This is a genomic window from Bacteroides timonensis (assembly GCF_000513195.1).
GTDB classification, from domain to species: Bacteria; Bacteroidota; Bacteroidia; order Bacteroidales; family Bacteroidaceae; genus Bacteroides; species Bacteroides timonensis.
Window position 1 is genome coordinate 70,609 of record NZ_CBVI010000039.1, and the last position, 17,538, is coordinate 88,146.

A 17,538-nucleotide genomic window follows, 5' to 3' on the forward strand; every position below is an offset into this window, starting at 1 on the left:
AAAAGGAGTTATCACTCCTTTATCTCCTGCAATAAATTTAAGTATGAAAGATATGAATAAAAATCATAACGGAGAGGCTCCCCGCATTATCATAAGCGGTGGAGGTACAGGGGGACATATATTCCCCGCAGTATCCATTGCCAATGCCATCAAGGAACTACGCCCCGATGCAGAAATCCTCTTTGTAGGTGCGGAAGGACGGATGGAAATGCAACGCGTGCCCGATGCAGGATACAAAATCATCGGTTTACCTGTGGCAGGCTTCGACCGTAAACGTTTATGGAAAAACTTTGCAGTGATTATAAAGTTACTCCGCAGCCAGTTGAAGGCACGTCGAATACTGAAAGAGTTTCATCCTCAGGTAGCGGTAGGTGTAGGTGGTTATGCCAGTGGCCCTACGTTAAAAGTAGCAGGTATGATGGGAGTGCCTACTTTGATACAGGAACAGAACTCTTATGCAGGCGTAACAAATAAGCTGCTGGCACAAAAAGCCTGCAAGATTTGTGTAGCGTATGATGGAATGGAAAAGTTCTTTCCCACGGATAAGATTATTATGACAGGGAATCCGGTTCGACAGAATCTGTTAGCCAATAAGCAGAGTCGCGAAGCTGCCGTGACTTCTTTCGGTTTCAATCCGGAGAAGAAAACAATATTGATACTGGGCGGCAGTCTTGGAGCGCGTACTATAAACCAGACGCTGGTTGCCGCACTAGATACAATCAAAGCATACGGTGACATTCAGTTCATCTGGCAGACCGGGAAGATATACATTCAGCAAGTGAAAGATGCCATCACCACCACCACCGGAGAAGCGGTACGCAATCCACGCATTTCAGCTATCCCGAACCTCTATGTGACGGACTTCATTAAAGATATGGCAAGTGCGTATGCGGCTGCCGATCTGGTCATTTCGCGTGCAGGAGCAGGATCTATCTCAGAGTTCTGCCTGCTGAATAAACCGGTTATTCTGGTACCTTCACCCAATGTGGCAGAAGATCACCAGACTAAAAATGCACTGGCCCTCGTAGATAAGGAAGCCGCCATTTACGTGAAGGATGCAGATGCAATGAAGCATCTTATTCCGGTAGCACTCGAAACGGTTGCCGATGCACAAAAACTAAAAACGTTGAGCGAGAACATTGCCAAGTTGGCTCTGCCGGACTCAGCGACTATAATTGCAAAAGAAGTATTGAAACTGATAGATAAACCATAATAATTCAATGAATGAACTGTAGTAACTCAATTCCCCTCCTCCCGGGAGGAGGAGAATTGAGATAGTATTAAATTATAAGAAGATGAATATAGAGAATATCAAATCCGTATATTTCGTCGGTGCCGGCGGCATCGGTATGAGTGCCCTGATACGTTATTTCTTATCAAAGGGCAGACTCGTAGCTGGTTACGACCGCACTCCAAGCGAACTGACCGAACACCTTATCGCAGAAGGCGCACAAATACATTATGAAGAAAATGTAAGCCTGATCCCCGAAGATTGCAAGGACAAGGAAACAACTTTAGTCGTATACACCCCGGCCGTTCCGCAAGACCATGCCGAGTTAGTGTACTTCCGCAATAACGGTTTCGAAATACAAAAACGCGCCCAGGTTCTGGGAACAATCACCCACAGCAGTAAAGGTCTGTGCGTAGCTGGAACGCATGGTAAAACCACTACCAGCACAATGGCTGCACATCTGCTTTATCAGTCACATGTAGGCTGCACCGCATTCCTCGGAGGCATCTCCAAGAATTATGGAACCAACCTGCTGCTGTCTCAGTCCAGTCCGTACACAGTGATCGAAGCAGATGAGTTCGACCGTTCTTTCCATTGGTTATCACCGTACATGAGTGTCATTACAGCTACTGACCCCGATCATCTGGATATCTACGGTACGGAAGAAGCCTATCTGGAAAGCTTCCGTCATTATACAACCCTGATTCAACCGGGCGGCGCATTGATCATTCACAAAGACATTGCTTTGAAACCTGATGTGCAATCCGGGGTAAAGGTTTATACCTATGCTCGCACCGAAGGTGATTTCCATGCTGAGAATATCCGCATCGGGAACGGTGAGATATTTATCGACTTCGTGGCACCTGATACACGTATCAATGATATCCAATTAGGTGTTCCCGTGAGCATCAATATAGAGAATGGTGTGGCAGCCATGGCGCTCGCCCACCTCAACGGTGCTACGGACGAGGAAATCAAACGCGGCATGGCAAGTTTCCGCGGAGTAGACCGCCGTTTCGACTTCAAGATCAAGAATGACAAAGTGGTATTCCTGAGCGACTACGCCCACCATCCTGCCGAAATAGCACAAAGCGTAAAGTCTATCCGCGATCTATATCAGGACAAGAAAATAACAGCTATCTTTCAGCCACACCTTTACACACGTACCCGTGACTTCTACAAGGAATTTGCCGATAGTTTGTCTCTGCTCGACGAAGTGATCCTCGTAGATATCTATCCGGCACGTGAACAACCGATTCCCGGTGTCACCAGTCAGCTGATATACGACAACCTGCGTCCGGGCATTGAAAAATGTATGTGCAGGAAAGAAGACATACTGAACCTGCTATCGCAGAAAAAGATCGAGGTTCTGATTACTTTAGGTGCAGGAGACATAGATAACTACGTCCCCGAAATCACGAAACAACTTAAACTAAGAATTCTTCATTCTTAATTCTTCACTAATATAAACATTATGCTAAAGCGAATTCTATTGTCTATCGTCCTGCTGCTCGTCATCGCCTATCTGGTGGTAGCTATCACGGCTTTCAACCGGAAGCCTGCCGGACAGGTGTGTCGTGACATGGAATTGGTTATCAAAGATACAGTTTATGCCGGCTTCATCACCAAGAAAGAAGTAACGGGTATGCTGGAAAAGAAAGGTATTTACCCCGTTGGCAAACCAATGGACCGCATTCGTAGCAAAACATTGGAGCGGGAACTCGCCAAACATCCGCTGATCGACGAAGTGGAATGTTATAAGACTCCCAGTGGAATACTCTGTGTGGAAGTCAGCCAGCGCATCCCTATCCTGCGAGTAATGAGCGCAAACGGTGAAAACTACTATCTGGACAACAAAGGCACCGTGATGCCACCCGACGCAAAGTGCGTTGCTCACCTTGCCATAGTGACCGGAAGAGTAGAAAAGTCGTTTGCCATGAGGGATTTATATAAGTTTGGTGTATTTTTGCAGAATAATAAGTTCTGGGACGCGCAAATCGAACAGATACATGTGCTTCCGGACAAGAATGTGGAATTAGTGCCCCGGGTGGGCGACCATATCATCTATCTCGGTAAGCTGAACGGCTTTGAGCGCAAGCTCGAACGGGTGAAAGCTTTCTACGAAAAAGGATTAAATAAGGTAGGATGGAACAAATATTCACGTATTAACGTTGAATTTAGTAACCAGATTATCTGTACAAAACGAGGAAATTAAATAAATTAGGAATATATCTATGGCAACAACAGAATTTATCGCCGCTATCGAGTTGAGTTCTTCCAAGATTTCCGGTATCGCCGGCAAGAAGAACAGCGACGGAAGCATACAAGTGCTGGCCTACGCGCGTGAAGATGCCTCTTCTTTTATCCACAAAGGAGTCATCTACAACATAGACAAGACCGCACAGGCTCTGACTTCCATCATCAACAAGCTGGAGAGCCAGTTGAACAACTCCATTGCCAAAGTATATGTAGGCATCGGCGGACAGTCATTGCGCACGGTAAAGAATGCGGTAAGCCGTGTGCTGGAAGAGGAAGGGATTATCTCGCAAGAGTTGGTAGATGCAATCAGCGATGAAAACCTCGAAGTTCCCCTGATGGACATGAGTGTGCTGGATGTAGCCCCGCAAGAATATAAGATAGACAACAATCTTCAGGCTGATCCGGTGGGTGTGGCAGGCAAGCGTATCACAGGAAACTTCCTGAATATCGTGGCGCGTGCTTCCCTCAAGAAGAATCTGGAGCACAGCTTCGAGCAGGCCAAAGTAGAAATTGCCGACTTGCTCATCGCCCCGATAGCCCTGGCCAATGCCGTGCTGACGGAAAGCGAAATGCGCTCGGGATGTGCCTTGGTAGACTTCGGGGCAGATACAACTACCGTATCAGTATATAAAAATAACATTCTCCGCTTTCTTAGCGTGCTGCCGCTGGGTGGAAACAATATCACCCGTGACATTACCGCCCTGCAAATGGAAGAAGCCGAAGCCGAGCAACTGAAGCTGAAATACGGAGATATGCTTTACGAGGAAGAAGAGACAGAAGCACCGGCTGTCTGCACACTGGAGGACGGTCGTAGCATCGAGTTGAACGTACTGAACGACATCATCGACGCCCGTGCCGAAGAAATCCTTGCCAATGTATGGAACCAACTGCAACTTTCCGGATACGAAGACAGATTGCTGTCCGGCATCATCTTCACCGGTGGGGGCGCCAACCTGAAAAACATGGAGGACGCATTCCGCAAACGCAGCAAGGTCGATAAGGTAAAGACCACCCGGTTTGTACACAACACCATCCATGGCTTCAGCGATGTACTGAAGAAAGACGGCATGCAGAATACACTGCTCGGCCTGCTTGCTGCCGGCAACGAAAACTGCTGCCTGCAAGAGGTGAAACCTGCACCTGCCGCTTCCACCGTTACTCCACCGAAACCCGTCGATATGTTTGGCGACGACGAAGCCCTGAAAGAACAGGAAGCCGCTGCCCGTGCCGCCAAAGCACAGCGCGAGAAGGAAGAGAAAGAACGTCGCGAACGGGAACGCAAGGAGAAAGAACGTAAAGAAAAAGAAGAGAAAAAGAAAAAGAAGAAAGAAGGTCCCAGCTGGTTTGAAAAGACTTTCAACAAGATTTCCAATGAGATTTTCTCGGATGACGATTTGAAATAAACTCAAAAAAATAAGGAACTATGGACGATATAGTACAATTCGATTTCCCGACAGATTCACCGAAGATCATTAAAGTGATTGGTGTAGGTGGTGGTGGTGGTAATGCCGTGAACCACATGTACCGGGAAGGCATACACGACGTGACGTTCGTTCTGTGTAACACGGACAACCAAGCGTTGAAAGAGTCTCCCGTCCCCGTAAAACTGCAACTGGGGCGTTCTATTACCGAGGGACTGGGTGCCGGAAACCGTCCCGAACGTGCCCGAGAAGCCGCCGAAGAGAGTAGCGAAGAAATCAAATCGCTGCTGAACGACGGTACCAAAATGGTATTTATCACCGCCGGAATGGGTGGCGGAACAGGTACGGGAGCTGCTCCCGTCATTGCCCGCATAGCCAAGGAGATGGACATCCTCACCGTCGGTATCGTCACCATACCTTTTATCTTCGAAGGTGAAAAGAAAATTATCCAGGCGCTGGATGGCGTGGAACGTATCGCCCAGCATGTAGATGCCCTACTGGTTATCAACAACGAGCGCCTGCGCGAAATATATTCCGACCTTACGTTTATGAATGCTTTCGGCAAGGCAGATGATACGTTGTCTATCGCAGCCAAGAGTATTGCAGAGATCATCACCATGCGTGGAACGGTGAACCTGGACTTTGCAGATGTAAAGACCATCCTCAAAGACGGTGGCGTTGCCATCATGAGCACCGGCTTCGGCGAAGGTGAAAGCCGTGTGACGAAAGCCATCGACGATGCCCTGCACTCTCCGTTGCTGAACAACAACGATATCTTCAATGCCAAGAAGGTGATGCTGAACGTATCCTTCTGCGAAAGCTCGGAACTGATGATGGAAGAAATGAACGAGATCCACGAATTCATGAGCAAGTTCCGCGAAGGCGTAGAGGTAATCTGGGGTGTGGCTATGGACAACACACTGGAAGGTAAAGTAAAGATTACCGTACTCGCCACCGGTTTCGGCATGGAAGATGTTCCCGGTATGGACAGTGTGCTCGAAAAGCGCAGCCAGGAAGAGGAAGAACGCCAGCTTCAGCTCGAAGAAGAAAAAGAAAAGAACAAAGAGCGTATCCGCAAGGCTTATGGCGAAAGTGCCAGCGGCATCGGCAGCAAGAACATCCGCAAACGCCGACATATCTATATCTTCAACCCCGAGGATCTGGATAATGCCGATATTATCAGCATGGTAGAAAGTTCACCGACATACCTGCGCGATAAGAGCACCCTGAGCACCATTAAAACCAAAGCGGCTACCGAAGGGCAGCTTGCTACGGAAGAGGCACAGGGCGGTGAAGATATGGGAGGAGTGATTACCTTCTAAATCTGCCTTAAGACATCTTTCATCCGCGTAATCTGCGGATGAAAGATTAGAACATACGATAACGTAATAAACAAAAATAGAGTAAACTTATGGATTTATTTGAAAGAGTCAGCGAAGACATTAAAACCGCAATGAAGGCCAAAGACAAAGTGGCACTCGAAACATTAAGAAACATCAAGAAAGTATTCCTGGAAGCGAAGACCGCTCCGGGTGCCAACGATACTCTGACCGACGACGCTGCATTAAAGATCATGCAGAAGTTGATGAAACAAGGCAAAGATGCCGCTGAAATATACATCCAGCAAGGTCGTCAGGACCTGGCAGACGATGAACTGGCACAAGTGAAGGTGATTGAAGTTTACTTGCCGAAGCAGATGTCCGCTGAAGAGTTGGAAGCTGCCCTGAAGGAAATCATTGCCGAAACAGGTGCTACCAGTGGTAAAGATATGGGGAAAGTAATGGGCGTTGCTTCCAAGAAGCTTGCCGGACTTGCCGAAGGTCGTGCCATCTCCGCCAAAGTGAAAGAATTGCTGGGATAAACTCCCCTTTTATTTCTGTTATAAGCCGTGTTTCCGGAAGATAGAAGAAAGTAATTTAACTTCTATATCCCGAAAACACGGCTTCTTTTCGCATTTTATTGAGTATCATAATTTTTATTTCAAATACTATCATTATATTTGCCACGCATTTTCAAGGGAATATCCCCGCATAATAATAAAACTAGAATTCTGGCACAGCATATGAAAAGCAATATAAAGATGTGGAAATTAATGGTCCTTGCGGGGGCAATGCTTTTCTTGTCTGACATAGCTTACGCCAAAAGCCGGACACAAGACAGCGTACCGGGATATAAACCGGATACGGGATACTTCGCCAAACGTTTTATTCACAGACTGGGCGTAGAATACCGCCCGGGGTATATATTCCCTACCAGCTCATTCCTGGCAGGGGACAATTCTCAATGGAAACCTTTCGAATGGGGCTATTCCGCCCACCTGAAATATTCATTCCAGTTCAAACCCAATACTTGTGCCGACCGGATTTACGGCAGCGCCTACCAAGGTATAGGCGTAGGCTACTACGACTTCGGAAGCAAAGAAGAACTGGGAAACCCGATTGCCGTTTACGTCTATCAAGGGGCGCGCATTGCGCGTATCACTCAACGGTTGTCACTCAATTACGAATGGAACTTCGGTGTGTCCTTCGGCTGGAAACCTTATGACGAACGCTACAACCCGCACAACAGTGTAATCGGCTCGAAAGCCAATGCCTATATCAATGCCGGCGTACAACTGAACTGGATGGTTTCACGGCAGATCGACCTGATTGCCGGAGTAACCGGTACCCACTTCTCTAATGGTAATACCAAATTCCCTAATGCGGGTCTGAACACCATGGGATTAAAAGTAGGCGTCGTCTATAACTTCAACAGACCGGAAGATGCGCTTACCAAACCCACATACTATGCACCTGTACCGAAATTTCCGCGCCACGTCAGTTATGACCTAACCCTGTTCGGCTCATGGAGGCGGAAAGGCGTGTGGGTAGGTAGCGGACAGATCGCTTCACCGGATGCTTATACGGTGCTTGGTTTCAACTTCGCCCCCATGTACAACATCGGATATAAATTCCGTACCGGTGTTTCGCTGGATGGTGTATACGATGCCAGCTCCAATGTTTATACGATCCCCGGAAACGGAAATGAGTGCTACAAGCCGTCTCTTCACAAGCAGTTAGCCCTGGGTATTTCAGGACGTGCGGAGTACGTGATGCCCTACTTCACAGTCGGTGTCGGTATCGGTGCCAACGTTCTGCATGGTGGCGGCGACCACAAAGGTATCTACCAGGTGTTGACGCTGAAAGTGGAACTTACCCGCAGCTCCTACCTGCATGTGGGTTACAATCTGAAGAATTTCAGTGATCCGAACTATCTGATGCTGGGTATCGGCTTCCGTTTCAATAACAAGTATCCGACTTTCCACCGCTGATACAACGCATCCGGTCCGGGAGTTCTTCCCCATATCCCTCATACATCTCTATCACATCCCTATTTAATCTCATGCAAAAGATGGCATCTTTTACATCAAAAGGTGGCATGTTATGCTACAAAAGATGGCATCTTTTACAGCGAAAGATGGCATCTTTTGCGCCAAAGGTCAGTGAGATATACAGGAAAGGGTTTATTGTTCTACGTCAAAGGACTTATTAATCCATATCAAAGAGCTCCTTCAGCACCTCAAGAGACTTTAATACGGGAAAGTCAGGCAAGTGGAGGCGATAATATTCATTCATTATTGTAAGGCAGCGAGTACGTTCAGCGCGGTTCATGGCAAAGAGATGCATTGTTTCATAATTCATGCGCATCAGCATCGTCAACCGTGAAGCCTCCGCAGGAAGTATATAAAATGAATGAAGCTGCGGGCGCAAAGGAGTGAAACAGGCATTCAGCAGATCAAAGTAATCACCATTCTCATAATCCTCCAGATTAGGGTACAATCCCAGGAAGCGGGATAAGCGCATCAGGAACACCAGATGGAAATTGGCAAAACTATCGCGGCACTCGTCCAGCCAGATAATAGAATGTCGCAGATAAGCAAACAACGGACGGTTCTCAGCCTCTTCGCGCACCGCACGATACAGGAACTCCGCCAGGAAAAGCGCTATGGAAGATTTGTACGGATCGTAGGGAATGGAAGAAAACGGATAGTAAGACTTCGCCTCCGTTATCTTATACATACTGGCGTTCGAACGGAAATCCGCCTCCAACTCCACTAAGGCGAGTGGCTGAAACAGCACCGATTTCACCGCAGCCTTCCGCGAACGGGGTATCTTTACAATAAACGAAGCACGTCCGGCCGTCTCCGTATAGATGTCCGCAATAAGAGAGGTATCGTTATATTTCAGGGTATGCAGCACAATCCCCAGCGTTTTCTGTAACATTCGCGCTTCAAGTTTTGGTTTCAATCCGGTAACAAAACTACGAAAAAAGCCGGAAATAACGGGAATAAAACAAGGATAAATAAAAAAATGTAGGTAGGGAAGTAAAAAAATGAAAGACATTATTCTCCTGTTAATCAGACCATAAACATAGAATCAGAGAATAAACGCTACAAATCCCTTCATTTTTTTCCAAAGATTATTTTGCCAATTCAAAAATAGTCCCTACATTTGCAACCGCAAACGAGAGATAATCTCTCTGCAAGAGCAGAAATGCTCACCAAAGGATGGCCCGTTCGTCTATCGGTTAGGACGCAAGATTTTCATTCTTGAAAGGGGGGTTCGATTCCCCCACGGGCTACAATTAAAAAAATAAACGAATTAAAAAAGATTAGTCGAGATGGCAAATCACAAATCATCACTGAAAAGAATCAGACAAGAAGAGACTAGAAGACTTCACAACAGATATTATGGCAAAACCATGAGAAACGCTGTTAGAAAGCTTCGTTCTACAACCGACAAGGCAGAAGCTACTGCAATGTATCCGGGCGTAACTAAGATATTGGATAAATTGGCTAAGACCAATGTAATCCATAAGAACAAAGCTAATAACTTGAAGTCAAAGTTGGCTCTCTACATTAATAAGCTGGGATAAGCTAATTAATATTACACAAAAGATATACAAGGAAAGTCGGGCTTTTTAGTCCGACTTTTTCTGCATCTGCGCCTATTGCCCCACCCCGTTCCGGACACCTTCCGCAAGAAGCTAAAAAGCTGTAAACGAATAAAATTTATCATTCAGTTTAGTTTCGTATCTCACGAATTTTCACTATATTTGCTCTGTTATTTGAATAAGGAAATTAGATTATGACTGAAGAACAGATTAACTCCAATAACGGGAGCTATTCAGCCGAGAACATCCAGGTTCTGGAAGGTTTGGAAGCTGTTAGAAAGCGTCCCGCGATGTATATTGGTGACATTAGTACGAAAGGACTTCACCACCTGGTTTATGAAGTTGTGGATAACTCTATCGACGAAGCGCTCGCCGGCTATTGCGACCACATTGAAGTAACCATCAACGAAGATAATTCCATCACTGTACAGGATAACGGACGTGGTATTCCGGTTGATTTTCACGAAAAAGAGCAGAAATCAGCCCTGGAAGTTGTCATGACCGTATTGCATGCCGGCGGTAAATTCGATAAGGGATCTTACAAAGTATCCGGAGGTTTGCACGGTGTAGGTGTATCTTGTGTGAACGCCCTGTCCACACACATGACTACGCAGGTTTTCCGTAACGGAAAAATCTATCAGCAGGAATATGAATGCGGACATCCGCTGTATCCGGTAAAGGAAATCGGAACAAGCGATATTACCGGTACGCGCCAGCAATTCTGGCCGGATAACACGATCTTCACAGAGAGCGTTTACAATTACGAAATCCTTGCCACCCGCATGCGCGAGCTGGCTTACCTGAATGCAGGCATCAAGATTACACTGACCGACCTTCGCGTAAAAGATGAAGAAGGAAACGCCAAGATGGAGGTCTTCTACTCGGAAGAAGGCTTGAAGGAATTCGTCCGCTACATCGACTCTTCCCGCGAACATCTGGTAAATGATGTAATCTACATCAACACAGAGAAACAAGGCACGCCGGTGGAAGTGGCTATCATGTACAATACGTCTTATAACGAAAATATCCACTCTTACGTAAACAATATCAATACCATCGAAGGTGGTACGCACCTTGCAGGTTTCCGCCGCGCACTGACCCGTACGCTGAAGAAATACGCCGAAGACAACAAGATGCTGGAAAAAGCCAAGGTAGAAATCGCAGGCGATGACTTTCGTGAAGGTCTGACGGCTGTAATCTCTATCAAGGTACAGGAACCACAGTTTGAAGGCCAGACCAAGACGAAGCTTGGGAACAGCGAAATTATGGGAGCCGTAGACCAGGCTGTAGGTGAAGCGCTGAACTACTATCTGGAAGAGCATCCGAAGGAAGCCAAGATGGTGGTGGATAAAGTGATTCTGGCTGCACAGGCACGTGTTGCCGCACGTAAAGCGCGTGAGTCCGTGCAACGCAAATCACCGATGTCCGGTGGCGGTATGCCGGGTAAGCTGGCCGACTGTTCAAGCAAGGATCCTGATGAATGTGAATTGTTCCTCGTCGAGGGTGACTCGGCAGGTGGTTCGGCAAAACAAGGCCGTGACCGCAAATTTCAGGCCATCCTGCCACTTCGCGGTAAGATTCTGAACGTGGAAAAAGCCATGTGGCACAAGGCGTTCGAGAGTGATGAAGTCAACAATATTATCCAGGCATTGGGTATACGTTTCGGTGTAAACAGCGAGGACAGTAAAGAAGCAAATATCGATAAGTTGAGATATAAGAAGGTGATTATCATGACCGATGCCGACGTCGATGGTTCTCACATCGACACACTGATTATGACACTCTTCTTCCGTTACTTCCCGCAGGTTATCCGCAACGGCTATCTGTATATCGCCACTCCGCCCCTCTACCTCTGCAAAAAAGGTAAAGTGGAGGAATATTGCTGGACAGACCAGCAACGCCAGAAGTTTATCGACACCTATGGTGGCGGTTCGGAAAGTGCCGTACATACACAACGCTACAAAGGTTTGGGTGAAATGAACCCGGAGCAGTTGTGGAGCACAACAATGAATCCGGATAACCGTATGCTGAAACAGATAAGCATTGAAAATGCCGCCGAAGTGGATTATGTCTTTTCCATGCTGATGGGTGAAGACGTTGGACCACGCCGCGATTTCATTGAGAAGAATGCAACATATGCAAATATTGATGCGTAAGAAAAACAGTGATTAATGATTTACGATTAGTGATTAGTCACTGAATAACACGTTTTTATTAACCAACCTCACATCTTACAACGAAGAAACGCCGGATGGACAGGAAAATCCTGTTATCCGGCGTTTTTCTTTCCAGCTCACGAAATAGAAAAATCCGCCCCGTGAGATGGTTCCGTACTATCCTTACAACAGATTCTGTTTCTTCATCTCTTCTGCCACCAATTCCAGCTCAGCATACCAATCCTCACCGAACTTACGTATCAACGGTTCTTTCAGAAACCTGTATACCGGCAGATTCTCTTTCCGCCCCAGCAATACGGCGGCTTTACACACATCCCAACGGTTATAATTCACTGCCTTATAAACTCCGTAATTTCCTACCCTGATCGGATACAAATGACAGGAAACAGGTTTGTAGAAATCTGTCTTTCCGTCCCGATATGCCTTTTCAATAGCGCAATAACAACAGCCTTTCTCATCATAACAAGTAAAAACACAATCCTTGTTGTTGACAATGGAGGTCACCAGATCACCCTCACAATCAGTATACACTACACCTTGCTTCTCTATAACGGCACGCGCCTCGGGAGCAAGTTCTTCCCAAATCACAGGCAGTACTTCTTCCAGCTTTTCTATTTCATCCAGTTCCACTGGAGCCCCGGCATCTCCCTCAACACAACAAGCACCCTTGCAGGCATCCAGATTGCATATAAACTTTTCACGCAGCACATCAAAACTGACCACTACATCACCTATCTGTATCATTTTCAGCCAAAGAATTAGAAAAGATAAAGGCGGAGTACACCCCGCCTTTACTTATATAGTCATAACTGTTTATTTAATCAAGTCTTTTCCTGTCATATCAGCCGGCTGCGCCATACCCAGAATGTGAAGGATAGAAGGAGCAACATCTGCCAAAACACCATTCTCAACTTTAGCGTTCTTGTTCTCGGTTACATAAACAAAAGGAACCGGATTCAGAGAGTGAGCAGTGTTCGGAGTGCCGTCTTCGTTCAGTGCATGGTCTGCATTACCGTGGTCAGCGATGATGATTACTTCATAATCGTTGGCTTTGGCAGCTTCTACCGTATCTTTCACACATTCGTCGATAGCTTTTACAGCTTTCTCAATGGCGTCATAGATACCGGTATGTCCTACCATATCACCATTCGCATAGTTCACAACAATGAAATCAAACTTCTGAGTGTTGATAGCTTCCACCAATTTATCCTTTACCTCGTAAGCACTCATTTCCGGTTTCAGGTCATAAGTAGCTACTTTCGGAGATGGAACCAGGATACGTTCTTCAGCATCGTACGGAGTTTCACGACCACCATTGAAGAAGAAAGTTACGTGAGCATACTTCTCTGTTTCAGCAATGTGCAATTGAGTTTTGCCTTGAGCAGCCAGATATTCACCCAATGTATTCTGAACATTTTCTTTATCGAAAAGGATATGTACACCTTTGAATGATGCATCATACGGAGTCATGCAATAATACTGCAAGCCCGGAATGATATGCATACCCTGCTCAGGCATATCCTGTTGAGTCAGCACTACTGTCAACTCTTTCGCACGGTCGTTGCGATAGTTGAAGAAGATAACGACATCACCTTCTTTAATAGTTCCATCGAAGTTACCATTTACAATCGGCTTGATGAATTCATCCGTTACACCTTCATCATAAGATTCCTGCATAGCCTGAACCATATCGGTGGCAACTTTACCTTCACCGTTTACCAGCAAATCATAAGCTACCTTCACACGTTCCCAACGTTTATCACGATCCATTGCATAGAAACGGCCTACAATAGAAGCAATCTTGCCTGCCGACTTTTCACAATGTGCAGTTAGTTGCTCAATAAAGCCCTTGCCGCTCTTCGGGTCAGTATCACGACCATCCATGAAACAATGAACGAATGCATTGTCAACACCATATTCCTTAGCAATATCGCAAAGTTTGAATAAGTGGTCGAATGAACTGTGAACACCACCATTGGAAGTCAATCCCATGAAGTGAATATTCTTACCGTTCTCTTTTGCATAAGAGAAAGCAGAAACAATTCCCGGATTCTTCATAATGCTATTGTCGGCACATGCGCGGTTAATCTTCACCAGATCCTGATATACGATACGTCCTGCACCGATATTGAGGTGTCCTACTTCCGAGTTACCCATCTGACCGTCGGGCAAACCTACATTCTCACCGCTTGCCTGAAGCTGTGAATGAGGATATGTAGCCAGCAGACTGTCCCAGTACGGAGTAGGTGTATTGAAAATCACATCGTCTTTACCCTGATCGCCTATACCCCAGCCATCAAGAATCATTAAAAGGGCTTTCTTACTCATAATATTAATTGATTTTAAATGTACAATCTTTAACCTTAGCAAAAACGTTCTTTATAGAAGGAACGATTTTTCCGGCTGCAAAGGTACAAAAAAGCACGGTTAAAGCGTACTGTTTCAAATGATTTATGTACTTTTGCCACGCTTTAAAAAAATAAAAAACAAGAAATATGGACGATTCAAACCCACGAACGTGCAACAGTATTTATAATTAAAGCGAACGGAGACGTTGCTCGCAATGCCTCGGTTCGTCCCTAAAGAAAGGAGGCTATTACGATGAGAACGTATCTTTACTCTGAAGCCGGCTTTATAGAAAAGCCACAATGGATGCCCAATAGCTGGGTAAATGTTGAATGCCCTGATGACAATGACTTTAACTTTCTCACACAGGAACTGAAAGTTCCCGAATCATTTTTAGAAGATATCGCTGATGCGGACGAACGTCCGCGTACAGAAACAGAAGGTAATTGGTTACTGACTATTCTGCGCATCCCTATGCAGAGCAGCCAGCATGGTATTCCTTTTATCACTGTGCCCATAGGCATTATTACCAATAATGAAATTATCGTATCGGTATGTTACCACAAAACCGAACTTATTTCTGATTTCATCCAGCATACACGCCGCAAAGGTATCGTAGTCAACAATAAACTGGATTTAATCCTGCGGATGATTTACTCTTCCGCTGTCTGGTTTTTGAAATACCTGAAGCAAATCAATAATGACGTTGCCAATGCGGAAAAAGAACTGGAAAAGAGTATCCGCAATGAAGACTTGCTTCGGCTGATGAAGTTACAGAAGACTCTTGTCTACTTCAATACCTCCATCCGTGGTAATGAAGTGATGATCGGTCGCCTGAAAAACATCTTTCAGGACACTGATTATCTGGATATGGAACTATTGGAAGATGTAATCATCGAATTAAAACAAGCATACAATACTGTAAATATCTACAGTGATATCCTTACAGGAACAATGGATGCTTTTGCTTCTATTATTTCCAATAATGTCAACGCCATCATGAAACGTATGACGAGCCTCTCCATCACGCTTATGATACCCACACTGATAGCCAGTTTCTATGGTATGAATGTGGATATTCATCTGGATGGTTTCCCGTATGCTTTCATATTCATTATCTTAATCTCTGTAATCCTGTCGGCAGGTACATTTATCTGGTTCAGAAAGATCAAGTGGTTCTAACGATAAAACAGTTACTTAAAATCAAGTGCTAACTGCCCGTCGCCCAAGAGATTGAATGTCATGCGGTGATAAGGCGTAGTTCCACGTTCAGCAATAGCTGCGCGATGTTTCTTGGTAGGATAGCCTTTATTATGATCCCAATCGTAATACGGAAATTCTTCGTGAAGCCGGTTCATATAGTCGTCACGATAGGTTTTGGCAAGTACGGAAGCTGCCGCTATGGAGAGATATTTGCCATCACCTTTAATTACCGTGGTATGCGGAAGATCCTGATATTTCTTGAAGCGGTTGCCATCTATAAGCAGATGCTGCGGACGCATCTTCAATTGATCCACGGCTCGATGCATGGCAAGGAAAGAAGCGTTCAGGATATTAATCTTATCGATTTCTTCGGGAGATACAATACCTACCGCCCATGCCAGCGCTTCTTTCTCAATCACTTCGCGCAAAGCATAGCGCTGGTGTTCCGTCAACTGTTTGGAATCATTCAGCAGTTCGTTCTTGAAATCTTTGGGAAGAATCACGGCAGCAGCATACACAGCACCTGCCAGGCAACCACGACCGGCTTCATCACAACCGGCTTCTATCAGATCTTTATTCAAATAAGGCAATAGCATATAGCATTAATTTAGAGGCACAAAGATAAATCTTTTTGATAATATTTCCTCCGAATATCCAAATGACTTATCTTTGCCCCACAAAAAAACAGGATAGTAATGCTTAAAATAATAACTTGGTACATAAATGATAATTTATCTCCCATTTTATTATCAGCCATTACTTAATTATTTTTCTCCTATTGGGAAAAAATATTTCTCTAACCGGAAAAATAAAACACCCAGTTATACCGAGTTGTTTTTTTAATGATCACATAAGTATGTTTACTATCATTGGATTGATGCTTACCGGAATGCTCTTGGGATATCTTCTGCGGAAACGAAACCTGAGCAGCATTCATAAAATTATCACAGTACTGATTTGGTTACTTCTCTTCATTCTTGGTATTGAAGTAGGCGGGAATGATCGGATTATCAAAGGGCTACATAGCATTGGCATTGAAGCGGCAATACTTACACTGGGCGGAACGCTGGGAAGTGTAATCGCTGCCTGGGGATTGTGGAGAGCTCTATACAAACGGAAAGGAGGGCAGGCATGAAAGGAAGTCTCATCATAGTCGGTTTTTTCGTACTGGGTACACTTTGCGGAGTCTTTCAGTTGATACCTATGGATATTGTAATAGACAACAAAATCAGTTACTACGCACTCTGCCTGCTGATGTTCAGTGTAGGGCTAAGTGTAGGCAATGATCCACAAACATTGAAGAACTTCCGATCGCTCAATCCACGACTGGCATTCCTGCCCATCATGACTATATTGGGCACGCTGGCAGGTTCCGCAGCGGTCAGCCTCATTCTGACACATCGTTCCGTAACAGATTGCCTGGCTGTAGGATCGGGCTTCGGTTACTATTCACTCTCAAGTATCTTCATTACCGAATACAAAGGAGCCGAATTAGGAACCATCGCCCTGCTTGCCAATATCAGCCGTGAAATCCTTACGTTGCTGGCTGCACCGTTTTTGGTGCGCTGGTTCGGCAATCTGGCTCCTATTTCAGCCGGAGGTGCCACGACGATGGATACGACACTGCCCATCATTACCCGCACAGCAGGACAGCAGTTCGTCGTAGTCTCCATCTTCCACGGATTTGTGGTCGATTTCAGCGTTCCGTTCCTGGTGACATTATTTTGTTCGATATAAACTCTTAATATAACTGCAAGTCAACGAGATAAACAGAGAGCCGATGTATGCACACTTTATTCCGTTTACGAATGAAGCCTCAGTAACACCCAACAATCTTCAAGCTACTGTCATTATCCGATTCGGATTCCCGCTGCATGCTTCCTGATTTTAAGGAAACATAAATCCGTTTGTTTCCTATAATTCTGGAAATAAATTCTAACTTTGTCCCATTAATTCAAACAATTAAGTA

The 17,538-nt window shown here is 45.4% G+C and carries 16 protein-coding genes and 1 tRNA gene; 13 read left to right on the forward strand and 4 right to left on the reverse strand.

Annotated elements, in window-relative coordinates; all coding sequences use genetic code 11:
* Positions 1-43 precede the first annotated feature (43 nt).
* The 7 genes from murG (at position 44) to BN161_RS09270 (ending at position 8,221) form a co-directional block, all read left to right on the forward strand.
* Positions 44-1,213: an undecaprenyldiphospho-muramoylpentapeptide beta-N-acetylglucosaminyltransferase gene (gene murG, locus BN161_RS09240; RefSeq protein ID WP_394332288.1), complete on the forward strand. Its 1,170-nt coding sequence runs from the start codon at positions 44-46 to the stop codon at positions 1,211-1,213.
* A gap of 82 nt (positions 1,214-1,295) precedes the next feature.
* Positions 1,296-2,684 (forward strand): UDP-N-acetylmuramate--L-alanine ligase, encoded by a 1,389-nt coding sequence (gene murC, locus BN161_RS09245; protein ID WP_044265186.1) that lies wholly within the window; start codon positions 1,296-1,298, stop codon positions 2,682-2,684.
* A 21-nt stretch (positions 2,685-2,705) separates the two neighbouring features.
* Positions 2,706-3,446 carry a cell division protein FtsQ/DivIB gene (locus tag BN161_RS09250; RefSeq protein WP_044265188.1) on the forward strand — a complete coding sequence of 247 codons (741 nt, stop codon included), beginning with the start codon at positions 2,706-2,708 and terminating at the stop codon, positions 3,444-3,446.
* A gap of 19 nt (positions 3,447-3,465) precedes the next feature.
* Positions 3,466-4,893, forward strand: coding sequence for a cell division protein FtsA (ftsA, locus tag BN161_RS09255; protein WP_044265191.1), 1,428 nt, complete (start codon positions 3,466-3,468; stop codon positions 4,891-4,893).
* A 20-nt stretch (positions 4,894-4,913) separates the two neighbouring features.
* Entirely contained in the window at positions 4,914-6,233 is a 1,320-nt protein-coding gene (gene ftsZ / locus BN161_RS09260; RefSeq protein WP_007210870.1) for a cell division protein FtsZ, read from the forward strand.
* 89 nt (positions 6,234-6,322) lie between these two features.
* Positions 6,323-6,772: a GatB/YqeY domain-containing protein gene (locus BN161_RS09265; RefSeq protein ID WP_044265193.1), complete on the forward strand. Its 450-nt coding sequence runs from the start codon at positions 6,323-6,325 to the stop codon at positions 6,770-6,772.
* Positions 6,773-6,973: 201 nt separating this feature from the next.
* Complete coding sequence (locus tag BN161_RS09270) at positions 6,974-8,221, forward strand: acyloxyacyl hydrolase (protein WP_044265194.1); 1,248 nt, start codon at positions 6,974-6,976, stop codon at positions 8,219-8,221.
* Positions 8,222-8,438: 217 nt separating this feature from the next.
* Here BN161_RS09270 and recO read toward each other — a convergent pair whose 3' ends face one another.
* A complete protein-coding gene (recO, locus tag BN161_RS09275) occupies positions 8,439-9,173 on the reverse strand; it encodes a DNA repair protein RecO (protein ID WP_044265197.1) in 735 nt (244 codons plus the stop codon).
* Between the two features lie 286 nt (positions 9,174-9,459).
* Here recO and BN161_RS09280 point away from each other — a divergent pair.
* The 3 genes from BN161_RS09280 (at position 9,460) to gyrB (ending at position 11,999) form a co-directional block, all read left to right on the forward strand.
* Positions 9,460-9,531 (forward strand) — tRNA-Glu (locus BN161_RS09280).
* A gap of 39 nt (positions 9,532-9,570) precedes the next feature.
* Positions 9,571-9,825 (forward strand): 30S ribosomal protein S20, encoded by a 255-nt coding sequence (gene rpsT / locus BN161_RS09285; RefSeq protein WP_044265199.1) that lies wholly within the window; start codon positions 9,571-9,573, stop codon positions 9,823-9,825.
* Between the two features lie 212 nt (positions 9,826-10,037).
* Positions 10,038-11,999, forward strand: coding sequence for a DNA topoisomerase (ATP-hydrolyzing) subunit B (gene gyrB, locus BN161_RS09290; RefSeq protein WP_044265201.1), 1,962 nt, complete (start codon positions 10,038-10,040; stop codon positions 11,997-11,999).
* 183 nt (positions 12,000-12,182) lie between these two features.
* Here gyrB and BN161_RS09295 read toward each other — a convergent pair whose 3' ends face one another.
* Together BN161_RS09295 and gpmI are read right to left on the reverse strand one after the other, a co-directional pair.
* Complete coding sequence (locus tag BN161_RS09295) at positions 12,183-12,764, reverse strand: DUF3109 family protein (protein ID WP_007210876.1); 582 nt, start codon at positions 12,762-12,764, stop codon at positions 12,183-12,185.
* A gap of 69 nt (positions 12,765-12,833) precedes the next feature.
* The gene (gpmI, locus tag BN161_RS09300; protein ID WP_044265204.1) at positions 12,834-14,348 is read right to left on the reverse strand and encodes a 2,3-bisphosphoglycerate-independent phosphoglycerate mutase; all 1,515 of its coding nucleotides are present in this window, start codon (positions 14,346-14,348) and stop codon (positions 12,834-12,836) included.
* 273 nt (positions 14,349-14,621) lie between these two features.
* Here gpmI and BN161_RS09305 point away from each other — a divergent pair, with 273 nt between their 5' ends.
* Positions 14,622-15,548, forward strand: coding sequence for a magnesium transporter CorA family protein (locus tag BN161_RS09305; RefSeq protein ID WP_044265206.1), 927 nt, complete (start codon positions 14,622-14,624; stop codon positions 15,546-15,548).
* Positions 15,549-15,559: 11 nt separating this feature from the next.
* Here the strand turns inward: BN161_RS09305 and BN161_RS09310 are convergent, their stop codons facing one another.
* The gene (locus tag BN161_RS09310; protein ID WP_044265213.1) at positions 15,560-16,165 is read right to left on the reverse strand and encodes a ribonuclease HII; all 606 of its coding nucleotides are present in this window, start codon (positions 16,163-16,165) and stop codon (positions 15,560-15,562) included.
* Between the two features lie 260 nt (positions 16,166-16,425).
* Here BN161_RS09310 and BN161_RS09315 point away from each other — a divergent pair, with 260 nt between their 5' ends.
* A complete protein-coding gene (locus BN161_RS09315; RefSeq protein WP_044265215.1) occupies positions 16,426-16,704 on the forward strand; it encodes a LysO family transporter in 279 nt (92 codons plus the stop codon).
* Complete coding sequence (locus BN161_RS09320) at positions 16,701-17,306, forward strand: lysine exporter LysO family protein (RefSeq protein WP_044265219.1); 606 nt, start codon at positions 16,701-16,703, stop codon at positions 17,304-17,306. The genes BN161_RS09315 and BN161_RS09320 overlap by 4 nt, the downstream gene beginning before the upstream one ends.
* The last annotated feature ends 232 nt before the right edge of the window (positions 17,307-17,538 follow it).

Bases quoted from the DNA above. Each gene is read 5' to 3' on its own strand.
- murG (WP_394332288.1), top strand. From the start codon at position 44: ATGAAAGATATGAATAAAAATCATAACGGAGAGGCTCCCCGCATTATC.
- murC (WP_044265186.1), top strand. From the start codon at position 1,296: ATGAATATAGAGAATATCAAATCCGTATATTTCGTCGGTGCCGGCGGC.
- BN161_RS09250 (WP_044265188.1), top strand. From the start codon at position 2,706: ATGCTAAAGCGAATTCTATTGTCTATCGTCCTGCTGCTCGTCATCGCC.
- ftsA (WP_044265191.1), top strand. From the start codon at position 3,466: ATGGCAACAACAGAATTTATCGCCGCTATCGAGTTGAGTTCTTCCAAG.
- ftsZ (WP_007210870.1), top strand. From the start codon at position 4,914: ATGGACGATATAGTACAATTCGATTTCCCGACAGATTCACCGAAGATC.
- BN161_RS09265 (WP_044265193.1), top strand. From the start codon at position 6,323: ATGGATTTATTTGAAAGAGTCAGCGAAGACATTAAAACCGCAATGAAG.
- BN161_RS09270 (WP_044265194.1), top strand. From the start codon at position 6,974: ATGAAAAGCAATATAAAGATGTGGAAATTAATGGTCCTTGCGGGGGCA.
- recO (WP_044265197.1), bottom strand. From the start codon at position 9,173: ATGTTACAGAAAACGCTGGGGATTGTGCTGCATACCCTGAAATATAAC.
- rpsT (WP_044265199.1), top strand. From the start codon at position 9,571: ATGGCAAATCACAAATCATCACTGAAAAGAATCAGACAAGAAGAGACT.
- gyrB (WP_044265201.1), top strand. From the start codon at position 10,038: ATGACTGAAGAACAGATTAACTCCAATAACGGGAGCTATTCAGCCGAG.
- BN161_RS09295 (WP_007210876.1), bottom strand. From the start codon at position 12,764: ATGATACAGATAGGTGATGTAGTGGTCAGTTTTGATGTGCTGCGTGAA.
- gpmI (WP_044265204.1), bottom strand. From the start codon at position 14,348: ATGAGTAAGAAAGCCCTTTTAATGATTCTTGATGGCTGGGGTATAGGC.
- BN161_RS09305 (WP_044265206.1), top strand. From the start codon at position 14,622: ATGAGAACGTATCTTTACTCTGAAGCCGGCTTTATAGAAAAGCCACAA.
- BN161_RS09310 (WP_044265213.1), bottom strand. From the start codon at position 16,165: ATGCTATTGCCTTATTTGAATAAAGATCTGATAGAAGCCGGTTGTGAT.
- BN161_RS09315 (WP_044265215.1), top strand. From the start codon at position 16,426: ATGTTTACTATCATTGGATTGATGCTTACCGGAATGCTCTTGGGATAT.
- BN161_RS09320 (WP_044265219.1), top strand. From the start codon at position 16,701: ATGAAAGGAAGTCTCATCATAGTCGGTTTTTTCGTACTGGGTACACTT.